This window comes from Paenibacillus alba, assembly GCF_013204855.1.
GTDB classification, from domain to species: domain Bacteria; phylum Bacillota; class Bacilli; order Paenibacillales; family NBRC-103111; genus Paenibacillus_E; species Paenibacillus_E alba.
The window spans coordinates 222,392-238,986 of record NZ_JABMKZ010000007.1 but is presented as its reverse complement, the minus strand read 5'-3'; the positions used below and the strand labels follow the sequence as shown (position 1 = coordinate 238,986).

12 protein-coding genes and 2 pseudogenes are annotated in these 16,595 nt (G+C 44.9%); 13 read left to right on the top strand and 1 reads right to left on the bottom strand.

The window, feature by feature from the left end; translation table 11 throughout:
* The first annotated feature begins 1 nt into the window (after position 1).
* The 10 genes and pseudogenes from HQN90_RS12740 to HQN90_RS12695 all read left to right on the top strand — a co-directional run bounded on the left by HQN90_RS12740 (position 2) and on the right by HQN90_RS12695 (position 12,752).
* Entirely contained in the window at positions 2-1,795 is a 1,794-nt protein-coding gene (locus HQN90_RS12740) for a histidine kinase (RefSeq protein WP_173218712.1), read from the top strand.
* A gap of 132 nt (positions 1,796-1,927) precedes the next feature.
* Positions 1,928-3,466, top strand: coding sequence for an extracellular solute-binding protein (locus HQN90_RS12735; protein WP_173218711.1), 1,539 nt, complete (start codon positions 1,928-1,930; stop codon positions 3,464-3,466).
* An 81-nt stretch (positions 3,467-3,547) separates the two neighbouring features.
* Positions 3,548-4,453: an ABC transporter permease gene (locus HQN90_RS12730; RefSeq protein WP_246362254.1), complete on the top strand. Its 906-nt coding sequence runs from the start codon at positions 3,548-3,550 to the stop codon at positions 4,451-4,453.
* A complete protein-coding gene (locus HQN90_RS12725) occupies positions 4,453-5,316 on the top strand; it encodes a carbohydrate ABC transporter permease (RefSeq protein WP_173218709.1) in 864 nt (287 codons plus the stop codon). Before HQN90_RS12730 ends, HQN90_RS12725 begins: the two co-directional genes overlap by 1 nt.
* Before the next feature lie 49 nt (positions 5,317-5,365).
* Positions 5,366-6,868 (top strand): sulfatase-like hydrolase/transferase, encoded by a 1,503-nt coding sequence (locus tag HQN90_RS12720; RefSeq protein WP_173218708.1) that lies wholly within the window; start codon positions 5,366-5,368, stop codon positions 6,866-6,868.
* 14 nt (positions 6,869-6,882) lie between these two features.
* Positions 6,883-7,262 (top strand): annotated as a pseudogene (locus HQN90_RS12715) (glycoside hydrolase family 125 protein); the annotation flags it as partial.
* Positions 7,263-7,302: 40 nt separating this feature from the next.
* Positions 7,303-8,664 carry a sulfatase family protein gene (locus HQN90_RS12710; RefSeq protein WP_173218707.1) on the top strand — a complete coding sequence of 454 codons (1,362 nt, stop codon included), beginning with the start codon at positions 7,303-7,305 and terminating at the stop codon, positions 8,662-8,664.
* Positions 8,665-8,933: 269 nt separating this feature from the next.
* Positions 8,934-9,122 (top strand): annotated as a pseudogene (locus tag HQN90_RS12705) (RNA polymerase subunit sigma-70); the annotation flags it as partial.
* Positions 9,123-9,304: 182 nt separating this feature from the next.
* Positions 9,305-11,653: an AraC family transcriptional regulator gene (locus tag HQN90_RS12700; protein ID WP_173218706.1), complete on the top strand. Its 2,349-nt coding sequence runs from the start codon at positions 9,305-9,307 to the stop codon at positions 11,651-11,653.
* A 61-nt stretch (positions 11,654-11,714) separates the two neighbouring features.
* Positions 11,715-12,752 (top strand): SGNH/GDSL hydrolase family protein, encoded by a 1,038-nt coding sequence (locus HQN90_RS12695; protein WP_173218704.1) that lies wholly within the window; start codon positions 11,715-11,717, stop codon positions 12,750-12,752.
* Positions 12,753-12,782: 30 nt separating this feature from the next.
* Here HQN90_RS12695 and HQN90_RS39935 read toward each other — a convergent pair whose 3' ends face one another.
* Positions 12,783-12,944 (bottom strand): AraC family transcriptional regulator, encoded by a 162-nt coding sequence (locus HQN90_RS39935; RefSeq protein ID WP_420851048.1) that lies wholly within the window; start codon positions 12,942-12,944, stop codon positions 12,783-12,785.
* A 141-nt stretch (positions 12,945-13,085) separates the two neighbouring features.
* On the opposite strand from HQN90_RS39935, the gene HQN90_RS12685 reads away from it, so the two are divergent.
* From HQN90_RS12685 to HQN90_RS39580, 3 genes are all read left to right on the top strand, one after another.
* The gene (locus HQN90_RS12685; protein ID WP_246362251.1) at positions 13,086-14,027 is read left to right on the top strand and encodes an ABC transporter permease; all 942 of its coding nucleotides are present in this window, start codon (positions 13,086-13,088) and stop codon (positions 14,025-14,027) included.
* Between the two features lie 12 nt (positions 14,028-14,039).
* A complete protein-coding gene (locus HQN90_RS12680; protein ID WP_173218700.1) occupies positions 14,040-14,948 on the top strand; it encodes a carbohydrate ABC transporter permease in 909 nt (302 codons plus the stop codon).
* Between the two features lie 73 nt (positions 14,949-15,021).
* A complete protein-coding gene (locus HQN90_RS39580) occupies positions 15,022-16,569 on the top strand; it encodes a DUF3502 domain-containing protein (protein ID WP_173218698.1) in 1,548 nt (515 codons plus the stop codon).
* Positions 16,570-16,595: the final 26 nt, after the last annotated feature.

The following is a 16,595-nucleotide window of genomic DNA, read 5'->3' as shown; positions in this document are numbered from 1 at the left end:
CGTGCAGCTAAAAACGAGGTTTCACTCCATCAAAACACGGATGACGCTTGGTTTTTTATTGATAAATCTGTTGTCTTTGCTCGTTGTCCTGCTCATTTCTAACCAGATGTTTCATAAGGTCATTGCCCGTGATTTTGTCAACGTTTCTAATGATGCGGCGTCACGTTTCAGCTTTCGGATGAACGATTATATCGAGCAAATCATACAGACATCCGCACCAATGGCTGCGAACGCGCAGTTTCAAGAGTTTCTTCGCGGCCAGCAATCATTGCCGGAACAAACGGATGCCATTGAGAAGGAAATGCGTAAATTCACAGCGATGAATCACCCGGAGGTCGTCGGGATGTTCCTGATGTCCACGAATAATCAAATGGTTTCGATGAACAGTTTTTATTATTCCAAGTCAGTCTACTATTGGCAGGAACCGTGGATCTCGCTTGCTTTTGACCAGGATATTCAAATCATTCCAACCCATCTGACCAATTATCCCCAACAGCCTAAATATGCAGTTTTTTCACTTGTCCTGCCCGTTTACTATACAGCTACGCTGGATATTATTGGTCGTCTCGTGATTGATGTGCTGCCGAAAAGCATCAGGGCTTCCTTCGGCGACATCCGAATTGGAGAAACGGGATATTTCTTTGTTATTTCAGAGGACGATACGATCATCTATCATCCGAATGATGAGTGGCTGGGCCTTCCGAGAGCGAATACGCCGCTAGCCAATCTCGAGCTGAAGAAAGGGACGGGAACCTTTATTCAGAAATGGAATAACCAAAACTGGCTGATCTCGGTCAATAAAACGAATCGGATGAATTGGAACGTCGTTTCCATCGTTCCTCAGCCCGAACTGGAAGTCGGCGCAAGAGTGGTCGAGCGGTCGATCATCATGGCATTTCTTGCTGTGGCGATCATCATTGTGACCATTATTCCGCTCATGACCAGTCGCTTCGTCAAGCCTGTCCTGACCTTAAGGAATTTGATGGCGAAAGTGTCAACCGGCGATCTGACTGTCCGGGCGCATCTAACCAAACAGCAAGATGAGATACAGACGCTGAATCTGGGCTTTAATCAGATGGTGTCGAGGCTGGATCAGCTCATGACAACGGTTACTGATCTTCAAATGAAAGAGATGAAGCTGGAGCTTCGCCAGAAGGAAGCATTGATTCGTGCGCTGCAAAATCAAATCAATCCTCATTTGCTCTACAATACGCTGGGGATCATTAAAAGCATGGCTTTTCTGGAAAATGTGCCGCGCATTGAGACGATCTCGCGAAACTTGGCCGACGTTTATCGGTATACGGCGAGGTTTGAGAATGAGGAAGTCACGCTGCATGAAGAACTCGAAATCATGGCAAAATATTTGGAGATCGTCAAGCTGCGGTTTCCAATGTCCTTCCTTCGTACCATATCGGTGAATGAAAAATTTCACGATTGCCTGTGCATGAAGCTGACCTTGCAGCCCATCGTAGAGAACGCTGTCAAATATGCGATAGAGCCCAACGGCGGTGAGGGGGCGATCATCGTCAACGCCTTCGAAGAAGGCGGGGATTTGATCCTGGAAATTGCGGATAACGGGAAGGGGATTCCTGTGGCGCAACTGGAGGACATCCAAGCGATGCTGCAAAAGGAGACCGAGAACCCCAACGGCATTCCGTCTGCCAACGGTTCGCTGGGTCTCTCTAACGTACATGCACGGCTCGTGCTGCGCTATGGCCAACATTATGGGATTCGAGTGGACTCGTTTCCTGGACAAGGAACGGTCGTTTCTATACGGTTACCCTTCCGAAAATAGGATGGATGCGACAGATTCTTCGTGAAATTAGATAAGAAATCGTGAAAACGGAGAAGGAGTCTTTTTCTCATCTGCTTTATACTGAGATTGTAGCAACGCAACTTACTTAGCAGATATGAGGGGGAACATGCAATGAAGAAAGTGTTAACGCTTTCAATCTCGGCAGTCGTACTTGCAGCAGGACTGGCAGGCTGCAGCAGTAACAGCAGCACGGGCGATAAGAAGGAAACTGCGCAGCCAACAGCCAACCAGAAGGCAAATGTAGATGATGGCAAGGAGAAAATGGATATCTCAATGCTCGTCAGCACGGCGGCTGGCGGCGGCTGGCCTGAGAATCACCCGATGATTCAGAAGCTGAATGAAAAGCTGAACATCAACCTGAAGTTTCAATGGGTGCCTGGCGACAACTATGAAGAGAAACTGAATGTCATGGCAGCGTCGAATACATTTCCGGATGTCTTCCATGCTACGAATCCGAACTCATACAATAAATGGCAGGAGAAAGGTGTCTTTCTAGATTTAAAACCATTGCTCTCCCAATATGCGAACTTAACGAAGGAGATCCCGCAGCGTGACTTGCAAATGATGAATCCGAAGGATCATATCTATGGATTGCCATTGTACGCACCGAGCTTCCGCAGCAATCTGTCTATTCGGAAAGACTGGCTGGATAAATTGAACTTGAAGATGCCAACAACGGTAGATGAGTTTTACGATGTGGCCAAGGCATTCGCTGAGAAAGATCCGGACGGAAACGGGAAGAAAGATACGATCGGCTTCAGCATGAACATCAGTGCAAATGGCACAATCAACAATATTGATTATTTGAAGGGCGCTTTTGGTATTTCAAATAATTGGAAACTGGTGGATGGCAAGCTCGTGCCGATGCAAACGCAAGCGAAGGAGTGGAAGGATTTTGCCACTTTCCTGCGTAAAGCCTATGCGGAGGGTGTGCTGGACAAAGACTTTCCGGTGAACAAAGAGCGCGATCCGTGGAACAAACTGGAGGCGAATACGAATGGCATAGCGGAAGTGAACCCGAATGAAGTATATACCACTTCCCTTCCTACCCTTCAGAAGCTGGATCCAAAGGCGGAAATTGTACAGCTGACACCTCCGAAAGGACCAACAGGCTTACAATTTGCGAATACGGTAATCAGCACGGCGAAGATTGTCGTCAACGCCAAAACGGATCCGAAAAAGCAGCAGCGCATTATGAAGTTGCTTGACTACATGTTATCTGACGAGGGTTATACGCTGATCAAGAACGGGATTGAAGGTGTGGACTACAAGAAAGAGGGCGATAAGGTAACGATGCTGCCAGCCTTCACGACGAATCGTCCGCAAATTTTGTCTACATGGTTTTTCCGTCGTTTTGATCCGGGTATCCAAATTCGTCTATGGGACGATAAATCGTATGGGGACAAGGTGCTTGCTTGGTTCAAGAATACAGAACCCTACCGCTATGATAATCCTGGAGCCGGTCTGGTATCAGATACGCTGACGAAGGTCGGCACTGACCTGAATAAAAAATTTACGAACGCGATTATCAAAGTCATCGTGGGGCAAGAGCCTGTCGATTCGATTGATAAAGCGGTCGAGCAATGGAAGTCCGGCGGCGGCGATGACATTGAGAAAGAGATCAATGACATTTATGCCAAAATGAAGTAGTCGGTCGGCAGGGGAAACCACGGTTTTCGTGGTTTCCTTCCTCATCAAGCGCAGACTTATTCTATGGAAAGGGGGAGCGACATGACAACAACGAAGAAATTGCTCAGTCGAGGACTACCGCTTTATGCGATGATTGCACCGGGCGTGCTCTTTTTCCTTATTTTTCGTTACTTGCCGATGTTCGGTATCGCCATCGCGTTTCAAAATTATGATCCGTTTGACGGCTTTCTGCACAGTGACTGGGTTGGCTTAGAGCATTTTCGAAGACTTTTTAGCGAGCAGGACTTTTGGATTTTGATGCGTAACACGCTGGCTATGAGCTGCTTAAATCTGTTCCTCTTTTTCCCTGCTCCGATCATTCTGGCCTTGTTGTTGAACGAAGTCAGGGTAAAGGCTTATCGCAAATCGGTACAAACGATCACGTATTTGCCGCACTTTCTGTCCTGGGTTGTGGTTGTCAGTATGACCGTAATTATGTTCTCTACGCAGGACGGGGCGCTAAATAAATTGCTGATTTCATGGGGCTGGGAACGCTTTGATCTGCTGACGAATCCTGATTATTTCCGCACGTTATACTTGCTTCAGAACATTTGGAAAGAAACGGGCTGGAGCGCGATTATTTTCCTGGCTGCCCTTGCCTCCGTGGATCCAACTTTATTTGAGGCCGCTGTTGTAGACGGAGCGAGCCGATGGAAGCAGATGCTCCATATTAGTCTTCCGGCACTCAAATCCGTTATCTTCATCATGTTCATCCTGCGGCTTGGCCAAGTGTTGGATATCGGCTTTGAGCATGTCCTGCTGATGCAAAATCCGCTCAATATGGACGTGTCGGACATATTCGATACGTATGTTTACCGGACAGGGATCCTCTCCGCACAATTCAGCTTTACGACGGCTGTCGGGTTATTTAAGTCGGTCGTTGGCCTTGTGCTTGTCATTGCGGCAAATACGCTGGCGAAGCGATTTGGGGAAGAGGGGGTATATTGATGGCTGCCAAAGGGACAGACCGGCTGTTTGTCTGGATTGTGTATGCGTTGCTGACGCTTGTGTCGCTGCTCGTCATTGTGCCTTTCATCTATGTCGTCGTCGTATCATTTGCTACGAAGCATGAGGTGCTTTCAAGAGGTTTCTTCTTGTTTCCCAAAGAATTGACGCTTAATTCTTATCAGTTTTTGCTTCGCGAACGCAATTTTACAACGGCTTTCAAAAATTCTCTCATCATTACTCTCATTGGCACGACGATTAATATTACGTTGACCAGCTTGATGGCGTACGGCTTGTCAAAGGTATGGCTGCCCGGACGCAAAGTCATCAATTTTTTAGTGCTTGTTACGATGTTGTTCAGCGGTGGGATTATTCCGACTTATCTGATTGTCAAAGCGTTCGGGTTGTTGAACAGCTATAGCTCTCTCTGGTTGTCAGGAGCGATTGCACCGTTCCATTTGATTGTCATGAGGAGCTTTTTCCAAAACTTCCCGGCAGAGCTGGAGGAGTCATCGCGCATAGACGGCTGCGGCGAGCTTCGCTTGTTCTGGAGAATCGTCTTGCCGCTCTCTATGCCGGCTGTGGCGACGTTTACCTTATTTTATTTGGTGCAAAACTGGAATACGTATTTCTCGGCGCTGTTGTATTTGAACGATACGCAAATGTGGCCGCTTCAAGTGTATTTAAGACAAATACTGATCGAATCCACCGATTCCTCCATGATGCTGATCGTCGAAGGCTTTGAGTACGGACCACCGGTCAAAATGGCAGCTGTTGTCATCACTGCGGCTCCGATGCTGCTCATATACCCCTTTATGCAGAAGCATTTTAACAAAGGAATGATGTTAGGATCCGTCAAAGGCTGAATGCGTATTGTCATAACATGAATCATGACTGTTGGGAGTGGAAGATGGAATGAAGAATCAAGAGCAGAATATTTTATTAATCTTGACCGATCAGCAACGGGTTGATACGTTAAAAGCCTATGGCGGGAAGGTGTGCCAAACGCCAAATCTGGATCAATTGTCGGAAGATAGTATTGTATTTACGAACGCTTATACAAGCTGCCCGATTTGTACGCCAGCAAGATCTTCTTTGCAAACGGGATATTACCCGTTTAACGTCGGCATGCAGTCCAATTCGTATGGCTCGCATTGTTTAATCAGGGAGCTGCCGGATCATCCGGATCTGCTCAGCAGGCAATTGCAACAGCAAAATTATAGCGTGGGTTATACCGGCAAATGGCACCTTGGCCAAGGCAATGAGTCTGAGGAAACAAAGAATTACCGCGCTCACGCCGAGCATGCCATTCAATTCCCAGAATATCAGTATGATATTCGCTCGCTCCCTTCTGATGTTGGTTATGAAGCCGATGATTTCCCAGGTCATGGTGTTGGCGGCTATGGCTATAAACAGTTCAAAGACTATTTGGAGGAAAATGGTTTAACCTTTGAGACGAAGAATACGTTATCCGGGAATTTCGAGGCGCATATGGCGGCAGAGGTCATCTCACCGATCGAATCGACCGTAGAGTACTATTTGACGGAACGCGCGATTCATTATATCGACCGCTTTCGTAAACGTTCGAAGCCTTTCTTTTTTGCGCTCAACTATTGGGGCCCGCATGAGCCTTATATGGCGCCAACCAAGCATCTCGACCGGTATCGCGATATGACTTTGGAGCCTTGGCCTAATTTCTATGACGATGGGAATAAGAAACCGTCCATTCATAAAGCGAAGAGCGCAAATTCGAAAGAATGGGACGCCTTTGCTCCTTATGTGAAGCATTATTACGGCTTTATGAGCTCCATTGATGAGCAAATCGGCCGCTTACTCCGCTATTTGAAGGAGCATGATCTGTACGAAAATACGACGATTATTTTCTCCGCCGACCATGGCGAGTCGCTTGGCATCCACGGGGGATTAAGCGATAAGGCGTTCTTCATGTATGAAGAAACGTGCCGCATCCCTTTACTTGTAAAGCCGGCAGGCGTTTCAGGTCATCGCGAAGAGAGCAGGTTTGTCGGTTCGTGTGATCTTTATGCTACGATTCTGGAGCTGGCAGGCGCGGGAAGAGAGCAAGCGGAGAAACGGGATGGACGTTCGTTTGCGCCGATGCTGCGCGAGGAGCCATTGGCGTCTTGGCCGGACTGCGTCGTTACGGAATGTTCGGGATTAGAGAGCGTAATGTACACCCAACGAATGATTCGATATGAAACGATGAAGTATGTGTTCAATTGCGGCGATTTGGATGAGCTGTACGATTTAAGTACGGATCCCTACGAAATGAACAATCTGATCGATCATTTGGACTATGCCGATAAGCTGAACTTCCTTCGAGCGAAACTGGTGGATTGGATGGTTGAGCATAAAGACGGCGCTTTAAAAATATTTAAGCGGATGCGAGATATCGCATAGATCTTAGGGAATATACGCCGGGGTTGATCTCTATCCCTTACATCGGTTACACGACGTCGTCCGATCCGATTTACCAAAACACACGCAAATTCGCGCTCAGCAAGGAAAATCCTTATTACTACGAAGGCAAGGCGGCTAAAGGGATTGGCAGTCCGCACACGCCTCCGGATTATATCTGGCATATGGCGCTGTCGATGCAAGGACTTACTGCAGTAACATCAGAGGAGACCCTCGCGATGATTAACCTGCTGGAGACTACCGACGCCGATACGGCTTCATGCATGAAGGCTTTCATGCCGACGATCCGGCAACGTATACCCGCAGTTGGTTCGCATGGTCGAACAGTCTATTTGCAGAGCTTGTTTACAAGGCGATGAAGGATGGCTTTTTATAAAAATGAGCGAAAGTTGTCACATAAGAAGGTGGAGATGAGGATGCAGGAGGAACAGCATGGCAAAAGACCGAATGTCGTTTTTCTAATTGCGGACGATCATCGGGGAGAAGCGCTAGGTGCATTTGGCAACACGATTGTACAGACGCCTATTCTGGACGGATTAGCAAACAGCGGCGTTTCGTTTAAGCATACGCACATTTTCGGCGGATTAAATGGGGCAGTCTGTGCGCCAAGCCGGGCCTGTGTCAATACAGGGAAGTCTATCTTTCACACATTGACCGGGGAGGATCTGAGTAAGTGTGATCAAACGTTCGACATTCGCCCTGACGTAAAATTAATGCCGCAAACGATGCGTGAAGCGGGGTATTGTACCCATGCGATTGGCAAATGGCATAACGACAAACCGAGCTTCGCGAGAAGTTTTGAGGGCGGCGACAAGCTATTTTTCTACGGGATGAGTTCGCATACCAAGGTGCCGGTCCAAGACTTCGACCCAACCGGAGCCTATCCCAAGGAGCGGGAATATATCGAAGAAATGTTCTCGACGGAATTATTCACCGATGCAGCCGTACAGTTTGTCGAGTCGTATGACGATGAACGGCCTTTTTACTTGTACGTGGCTTATACGGCGCCGCATGACCCTCGGACGGCCCCGGAGCCGTATGCTGCCATGTATCAGCGAGATCAGATTCCGCTGCCGCCTAATTTTATGAAAGAACACCCTTTTGACAACGGAGAAATGTCCGTTCGCGATGAGAACTTTGCTTCTCTGCCTCGGGATGCTGATGAAGTCCGCCAACATATTGCCGACTATTATGCGATGATCACCCATATGGATGCAGAAATTGGGCGTATCGTCGAAGCGCTGCAGGCGAAGGGCATATACGAAAACACGCTGATTGTCTATACCGCCGATCATGGCTTATCCATCGGACAGCATGGTCTAATGGGCAAGCAGAACCTGTACGAGCATAGCATTCGCATTCCCCTCATTATGAGCGGACCCGGCTTGCCGCAAGGGAAGCCGATTGAGGAGCTTTCCAGTAATATTGATATTTTCCCGACGGTGGCTGCCATTTGCGACGTAGAGCTGTCGGAGAAAACAGATGGCGTCAGTTTGCTGCCGCTGGCCGCAGGAGAATGCGACACTGTCCGAGACGTCGTATGTTCGGTGTACAAAGATATACAGCGGATGGCAACGGACGGGCAGTGGAAGCTCATTCGTTACTACCGCTCGCCGATCTCCGATACGGGGACGGATTGTGTGCAGCTCTTCAATCTTCGAGACGATCCTTGGGAAACGACGGATCTATCAAGCCGTGCTGACTGCGCCGAGCCGATGGAGTGGCTAACTGCTGCACTTGAGAACTGGATGCGGGAAATGAGCGACTTTTTGGGCTAGTTCAGTACTGAAATTGACTAAAATATTTTGCTACAACAATGCTAGAGTCTGGAGGATATACGAATGGTGGACAATTGCTTCATTTCCTTGAGAGAATAATTCTACGGAATGCTTCGCAATTAATGTATTCAATCATGAATTTATCTTCCGACGGCATTGATATTATAGATCTAGATGGGATGATCACAAACAATTATTGGAAAAGCGAAAATCCATACTTATGGTTAAGGCCAAAGGTTATGAGATTTTCGCTTTTTTACGTTGCTTCCCCGAATAAAGGCACGAAGCTCGCGACATTCGCCGCTCGTTGCATCGAGAATGAGATCTTGATGCATCTGCGCTCATTGAAAAAGACGCGTAAAGATGTGTCCTTGCATGATCCGATCGGAACGGATAAAGAGGGGAACGAGATCACTTTGATCGACATCCTCGGCAGCGAGGCGGACGAAGTGGTGGATGCGATGATTAAAGATTTTGACCAAATTTTAAAGTACCATATTCATAGAAAAAGACTTATATTAAAGTATACATGGGAACTTAAACCAATTACATTGGGATGACACACTACATAATTCTGGTGGCACGGTGGGACTGATACATGCTAGTCTCTTTCACTTCGAATAAAGGAGAATATGAAGGCATGAACATAAAATCTTTTTTAGGAGCTAAAGCCTATTTTATAAAAATGGTTCTTTGGATTAGCATGGCTATTTTGATTCTTGTAGTTGTTCTATCTACAGTTGTATATATTAATTCTCAAAATCTTTTGGTCAAAAATGAGTATGCAGCCAATCAAAAAATACTTTTTCAAGTCAAGTATAATATGTCGTTTATGGATCAAACGATTACCAATTTATCTAAATTTCTTTACTTAAACAGCGATGTAACCGCTATTATGTATGCAAAGAATGAAGATATGATTGAGGTGTCAAGCCATTTGACTAAAGTCGTTAGCTCTGTTACTTCGGCTATTCCTTATATTCACTCTGTTGGCATTTATAATCGTAATCTGGATCAAACATATAGTTCGGGTTTTCCTTTATTTTTTAAAGATCAGATGCTCTACGAATTTATTAATTCGGATCAAGCGCTTCCTAAGCTTAAACCGATTTTCCGTGATATCAAAAAACTGGTAAACGGAGTAACCGAGCCTGAGTATGTATTCTCCTATTTTATATACGAAACTCCGGCTAGTGGGGCTAAGCCGGATGGCGTTGTAGTAATTAACGTTAAACCGGAGTGGTTGCTAGAAAATATTAATCAAATCAATATGATAGATAAACAAAAGGGAGATAACGTATTCATTCTGGACCAGGCTGGCGAGTACTTGGATGATGGAACCAATGATTCTGCAATCAAGAATTGGCTGAAAACAGATTTTTTGGCAAATAAAACAGCACATCCACAGGCTGAACGAGAAGGGTTTTTTCAAAGCAAGCGTGGTGGAACGCAATATTTAGTTACTTACACAAATGTCGACAACACGGGGATGACGCTGCTAAAAACGCAGCCTGTTCTTGAAATCTATAAGTATATCAACAGCTTAAGAACGAGTATTATCATAATTACACTCATTTTCTTGGTCATGGCTTTGGTGATATCCATAAGCATCTCTCGAAAGATATATCGACCCTTTGGGAAGTTGGTGAATTCGATCATGTTAGATCGGATTCGGAGATCGGACAAAGACGAGGTCGTTGATGAAATCTCTTATTTGAACACCGTTTACAGACAATCCATGGAAATGCTCGATCATTTTGATAAGGAAAAGGTGCAGTACAAAGATGTTATGAAGCACTATTGGTTAAGCAGATTGATTACGGAGAGTTTATCCATCGGCAGGGCAGAATTGGAAAGCATTTTTAAAGAAATGAGGATTTCTTTAGTCAGGGATGCTTCCTTTGCCATTTGTTTATTGAAAATTGATAACTATAAGGAATTTCAGCATGCGTTCCATGCCAAGGATAAAGATACGATTCGCTTTGCTATGATCAATATTGCATCAGAAATTATGGCAAAAAAATATCCTAACGAAGGATTGGATATGAAGGACGATCATGTCGTATTGATTGTAAGTATTCCGGAAGAAGATGAACACTTTCAATCACATATCCACGCTCTTATAGAAGAAGCTCAAGAGAATGTCTCTCGTTTTTTTAAAATTTCCTTTACGGCATCGATTAGTGAAAAGACGAGTCACATACAGGAATTGAATAGTATCTATAATCAGGCTCTCGATCAGGCTATGTATCGTTTATTATTAGGGCATTCCTCCGTTATAACATACGAAACGATTAAAAAAAATGTGGAAAGTAAAAAAACGGGCTATTCCAGAAATTATGAGGAGTGGCTTGTGGAAGCAATGAAATTGAGCAAAACCGAAGCGAAAGAGGAGGTTTTGGGGAACATTTTTGAAGAGGTGGGCACGCTAAACTATCACAATGCGTTAGTCTCCATCATAAGACTCGTGGATAAGGTTATAGAGACGTTGGAAGAAATGAAAGTGACTACTGCGCCATCTTTGCATATCTCTTCGATCAGTCGCAATATCTTGGAGATGGAGACGATTGCCGAGATCCATCGGATCATTGTAGGTGCCCTGCAAGACTCGTTCAAAAAAGATTTCCAGGGTCATACCACTAAACTAAACTACTTTTTGGTAGATGCGGTCACGGAATATATTCAAAACCATTATCAAGACCCTTCCTTGAGCTTGACTTCCATTGCTTCGATTATGAAAATATCCACAAGAAATTTAAGCAAAACATATAAGGAAGCAACCCATATCTCGATTCCTGATTATATCAACGAGTTTAGGTTAACAAAAGCGGCAGACCTTCTTATCCAAGATGACCTTAGTGTGTATGAAATTGCTGGGAAAGTCGGGATCTTGAATGAAACCTACTTTTTCAGCATGTTCAAAAAGAAATATAAGGTCACACCGAAGGAATATGCCTTGCGGAGAAATATGATTAATTTGATTCAATAGGATTTGAAATCAGCCTGGCATCGGGTGAATATGATTTTACAATTGAAGGAGCTGCGTGCCCATGAATCCAGTGACCCGCCGACAGACTGCGGAAGCATTCATTTTTGTAAAAGAAGAGAACATGTCTATGCGATACCGTCCATTAGCCAAGCTGGCTATGGTATTGCGGAGTCATGCAGATGAGGATCATCCGGGCAATATCATTTACGCAGAGGGAATAGACTATGTCGTCGATTACGATCGGGGTGTCATTCACCGGACGAAGCAAAGCCGGATCCCAGATTGGTCCCGTCACGAATTATACGGCCAAGTGGTGTTTGATCATGCAGCGTTCAAAAACTGCAGCAATCGTGAATTTACCGTGTATGGGGATTATGTGTATGATAACGATCAGTTTAAGGACTGCTTCGTTGCCCACGATAGTGGAAATCGAGCCGGGGTGGAGCGCTGGCTTTCCAAATTGCGAACCAGCGAGGAGAGTTCAATCGTTGTTTTTGGTGACAGCATTAGTGCAGGTGGGGATGCGAGCGAAGAAAAGTTTATGTACTTCAACCGGGTTCATCAATTTCTCAATGAATACTATCCGCGCAGCCGAATCAGTCTGTTGAACAAATCAGTCGGCGGTGAAACGAGCAAAGATGGAAAGAATCGCATACAGCGTGATGTCATTCCTTTGCGCCCCGATCTCGTGATCATCGGATTCGGCATGAACGATCAGAACAAACATGGTGAAGGGGTGGGCGTTTCGCCGGCGGATTTTGAAAGCAATCTATGTCAAATGATCGAGGCCGTCAAGAAGTTGGACAACAGCGATCTTGTGCTCGTGACGCCTTGCCTGCCGAATCCGAAATGGTGGTATTCCAGCGGATTGACTGGCAGGTATGCGGAAATCATCCGCCAGCTTGGCCGGGAATACGGTGTCGGCGTAGCTGACGTCACTGCAGTTTGGGAGCAGGAACTGGCAGCCGGCAAATCGGCGGAAAGTCTGCTCCTGAACAACATCAATCATCCGAATGATTATGGGCACTGGCTTTATTTCCAAGCTTTTGTCCCGCTGTTGAGGGATAACCTGGAAATAATTGAAACGATAAAAGCTTGAGAAATCAAGCTTTTTTGTCATTGGAGTACTTCACAAAACCCGCCGTCCAGCATTGGGAGACAACCCATATTTACTTTTAAAACAACGGATGAAATAAGGCCAGGAATTAAAGCCGGAAGCCATCGCTATGTCCGTAACAGGCAAGATTAAGCGCGTTCGGTGGAGGATACAACTATGTATCCCGTTGATCATAACCAAGGTTAGCGGAACTTACTTGATTTGCAGTGTTCTATCCCCTTTGGAAGAAGCTTTCCTACACATTTTTGAAGGAATATACCTAGATTACAATATACATTTCCTAGGGTAACGCCTACAGTTGGGATATCAACAAAGATGGCCGTCAAAATTTACAAGCTAGGAAGTGTTGAATGGATGGTAAGAATATTCAAGAAAAATTTCGGAGTGACGCTGCTGGCACTGCCAGGATTCCTGTTGATTTTACTCTTTAATTATGTACCGCTTTACGGATTGCTGCTTCCTTTTAAGAATTATAAGTACAATCTTGGCATTTGGAACAGCCCTTGGGTCGGGTTAGACAATTTCGGCTTTCTATTTAATGGGGATGTGCTGTATCGCGTTCTACGCAATACGATCCTGTATAACGCTGTTTTCATTACCTTGGGTACGTTTCTCTCTATCGTTATTGCCCTATTGCTATTTGAACTGAGCCGGAGATTCGTTAAGGTGTATCAAACGATCTTGTTCATCCCTTACTTTATATCGTGGGTGGTGGCTGGATTTGCCTTTCGGGCGCTGTTCGATATGGAGCATGGCGTTATCAACAGTATCTTAGTTGCAGTAGGGAAAGCACCGATCCTCTGGTACAGCGAGCCCCAATATTGGCCGTACATCCTAGTGGCTGCCGCTGTTTGGAAGGGACTTGGCTATGGATCTGTAATCTATTACGCTGCTTTGATGGGCATTGATGCCGAGTATTATGATGCAGCCAAAATTGATGGAGCAAGTAAAATTCGGCAAGCGTTTTCAATATCCGTGCCGATGATTAAACCGATGATTATCATGTTGGTGATCCTGCAAATAGGAAGTATCTGCTACAGTGATTTCGGTTTGTTTTACAATGTGACGTTGAATTCATCCTTGATCTATCAGACAACAGATGTCATTGATACATTCGTTTATAGATCTCTTATTGATATAGGTGATATTGGGATGGCTTCAGCAGCAGGTTTTTTCCAATCGATTGTTGGATTCTGCCTAGTATTGATAACCAATTTTACCGTAAGAAGGATAAATCCAGAAAACTCACTTTTCTAAGGAGAATCGACTATGCATCCTCAAAGATCAATACGAATACGGCCTACCATTACAGCGGGAAAATTAGTAATCCATATCCTATTTATCTTGTTATGTGCGGTATGTATATTTCCTTTTCTTGTCATTATCGGAACCTCCTTTCAAACGGAAAATGACATTATTAAATTTGGATATTCCATGATTCCCAAAAACTTTACTTTCGATGCCTATAAGGTGATCCTGCACGAGCCTAAAGTTCTGCTCAATTCTTATCTGGTTACGATCGGAACGACGGTCATAGGTTCTTTGATTGGGATGTGGGTAACCACAACCTACGCTTATGCCATTTCGCGTAAAGATTATTCTTACCGTTCGTTCCTTGCCTTTTTCATCTTCTTCACGATGCTCTTTCATGGGGGGATGGTTCCTTCTTATATCCTGATGGTGAAATGGTTGGGACTCCGCAACAACATTTTGGCACTCATTTTGCCATATCTGATTAGCGGCTGGTTCGTGCTGCTGATGAAAGGCTTCTTGCAAACGATACCGGAAGCGATTATCGAGTCAGCGAAAATGGATGGCGCAGGCGAGTTAAGAATTTTTGCTCAAATTGTTCTGCAGATATCCAAACCAGCACTGGCGACATTAGGTCTGTTCTTTGCACTCCAATACTGGAATGATTGGTGGCTGACCTTGCTTTATATGGATCAGGATAATTTAATGAAGCTGCAATATTTACTTATTCGTGTTCTCAAAAATATGGAGTATTTAAATTCGAGTGAGGCCATTCAATATGGACTTGTGAAACCAGGTATGCAAGTACCTTCTTTAAGTGCTCGCATGGCGATGTGCATATTGGCTGCAGGACCGATGCTGCTTGTTTTCCCACTGTTTCAAAAGTATTTCATACAGGGGTTAACGGTAGGTTCGGTAAAGGGTTGATAGTTTCAGATGCAGGAAAACCACGCTGCGTCTGTAAATTATATACAAAGACGATATAAGGGAGGTAATCTACGTGAAAGGTCAAAGGACAAAAGCTTTAAAATGGTTTGGACCAGGAACATCCGTCTTGCTTGCAACAACGATTGTGATTAGCGGCTGCAGCACAACTGAAAAAACGAAAGAAACAGCTAGCCCAGCTGCTAGTACGGTGGCGGCGACTACGAATCCAACGAAAGATTTCGTCGATATTAGCTGGTTCATGCCAAAGCCAATCGACAATTTGAAGGACCAAGAAGCGGTCGAAGCGGTAGCGAACAAACTAATTAAGGAAAAACTAAATGCAAACCTGCACTTTAACATGATTGATAACGCAGGTTGGGAAGACAAGATTAAGTTGAAGTCAGCTGCTGGTGAGCCCTACGATCTCGTATTTACCTCAAACTCATCCAATAATTTAAATGCGAATGTGCAAAAAGGCGCCTTTATGCCACTTGATGATCTACTGCAGAAGTATGGACAAAATATTTTGAAGAAAGTAGATCCGCGTGCTTGGAAAGCTGTTACTTATAAAGGGAAGATCATGGCGATTCCTGCTCAGACACCTTACAGTCCGGCATCTTCTTATGTATTTAAAAAAGATTTAGTTGAGAAATATAAATTCGATTATAAAAGTGTCAAGAGTCTCAGCGACTTAGAGCCATTCTTGAAAACGATTAAGGAAAATGAGCCGAACATGATTCCAGTCATTGCAACGGCTAATGGAGCGACTTCTGGCATAGGGTTACCCGACTATACAACCGTCGTAGGTGGCATATCTTTCAGCGAGAAGGAAGGTAAATTCGTCAAAACCCTTGATATCCCGCAAAACTATGAAAATTATAGAGTCATGAATGATTTCTATAAGAAAGGCTATATTGCCAAGGATGCCGCAATCAAAACGGATTATCTGGCTGAAGCGAAATCAGGGAAATATGCAGTGCTTCGTGATTCAGGCGGTTATACCGAGGATGGGTCGAAATCGACAAGCACTTATGGATTCCCAACCGTTGAAACATTCAGCTCACAGCCGACCATTTCAACTGCTTCCATGACTGCTGCTGCGACAGCGATTAGTGCAACTTCGAAGAATTCAGAAAGAGCCATGATGCTGCTCGATTATATTTGGAGTGATAAGTACTTATTGAATACACTTGCTTATGGCGTTGAAGGTAAAAATTACACGGTTAAATCGGGTACGGTTAAAGATCCTAACCCAACAATCGAAGCCAAAAGCGGTGCGGAACAAACATGGGCGATTTGGCATAACTGGCTCGGGCCGCTTTGGGATCAATGGGATTCCAACTGGAATTCAACGAAAGCTTTGGAAGCGATGAGAAAAACGAATGAAAACGGCAAGGCATCTGGTCTGCTCGGATTTGTCTTTAATAACGAGCCGGTCAAAACGGAGATTGCGCAAATCGGTGCTGTCAATAAAGAGGCGAATCCGATCTTTACGACGGGATCCATGCCGGACTACGCGAAATACGTTGAGGATACGAAAAAGAAACTGGTAGACGCTGGCATAGACAAAGTAATGGCAGAGATTCAGAAGCAATATGATGCTTGGAAGGCAGGAAATTAAATAACGACATGATCTTATGAAACAAT

What these genes read in the sequence shown, in the direction of transcription:
- HQN90_RS12725 (WP_173218709.1), top strand. Translation starts at nt 4,453, where the DNA reads ATGGCTGCCAAAGGGACAGACCGGCTGTTTGTCTGGATTGTGTATGCG.
- HQN90_RS12700 (WP_173218706.1), top strand. Translation starts at nt 9,305, where the DNA reads ATGAACATAAAATCTTTTTTAGGAGCTAAAGCCTATTTTATAAAAATG.
- HQN90_RS12710 (WP_173218707.1), top strand. Translation starts at nt 7,303, where the DNA reads ATGCAGGAGGAACAGCATGGCAAAAGACCGAATGTCGTTTTTCTAATT.
- HQN90_RS39935 (WP_420851048.1), bottom strand. Translation starts at nt 12,944, where the DNA reads ATGATCAACGGGATACATAGTTGTATCCTCCACCGAACGCGCTTAATC.
- HQN90_RS12735 (WP_173218711.1), top strand. Translation starts at nt 1,928, where the DNA reads ATGAAGAAAGTGTTAACGCTTTCAATCTCGGCAGTCGTACTTGCAGCA.
- HQN90_RS12680 (WP_173218700.1), top strand. Translation starts at nt 14,040, where the DNA reads ATGCATCCTCAAAGATCAATACGAATACGGCCTACCATTACAGCGGGA.
- HQN90_RS12720 (WP_173218708.1), top strand. Translation starts at nt 5,366, where the DNA reads ATGAAGAATCAAGAGCAGAATATTTTATTAATCTTGACCGATCAGCAA.
- HQN90_RS12685 (WP_246362251.1), top strand. Translation starts at nt 13,086, where the DNA reads ATGGCCGTCAAAATTTACAAGCTAGGAAGTGTTGAATGGATGGTAAGA.
- HQN90_RS12695 (WP_173218704.1), top strand. Translation starts at nt 11,715, where the DNA reads ATGAATCCAGTGACCCGCCGACAGACTGCGGAAGCATTCATTTTTGTA.
- HQN90_RS12730 (WP_246362254.1), top strand. Translation starts at nt 3,548, where the DNA reads ATGACAACAACGAAGAAATTGCTCAGTCGAGGACTACCGCTTTATGCG.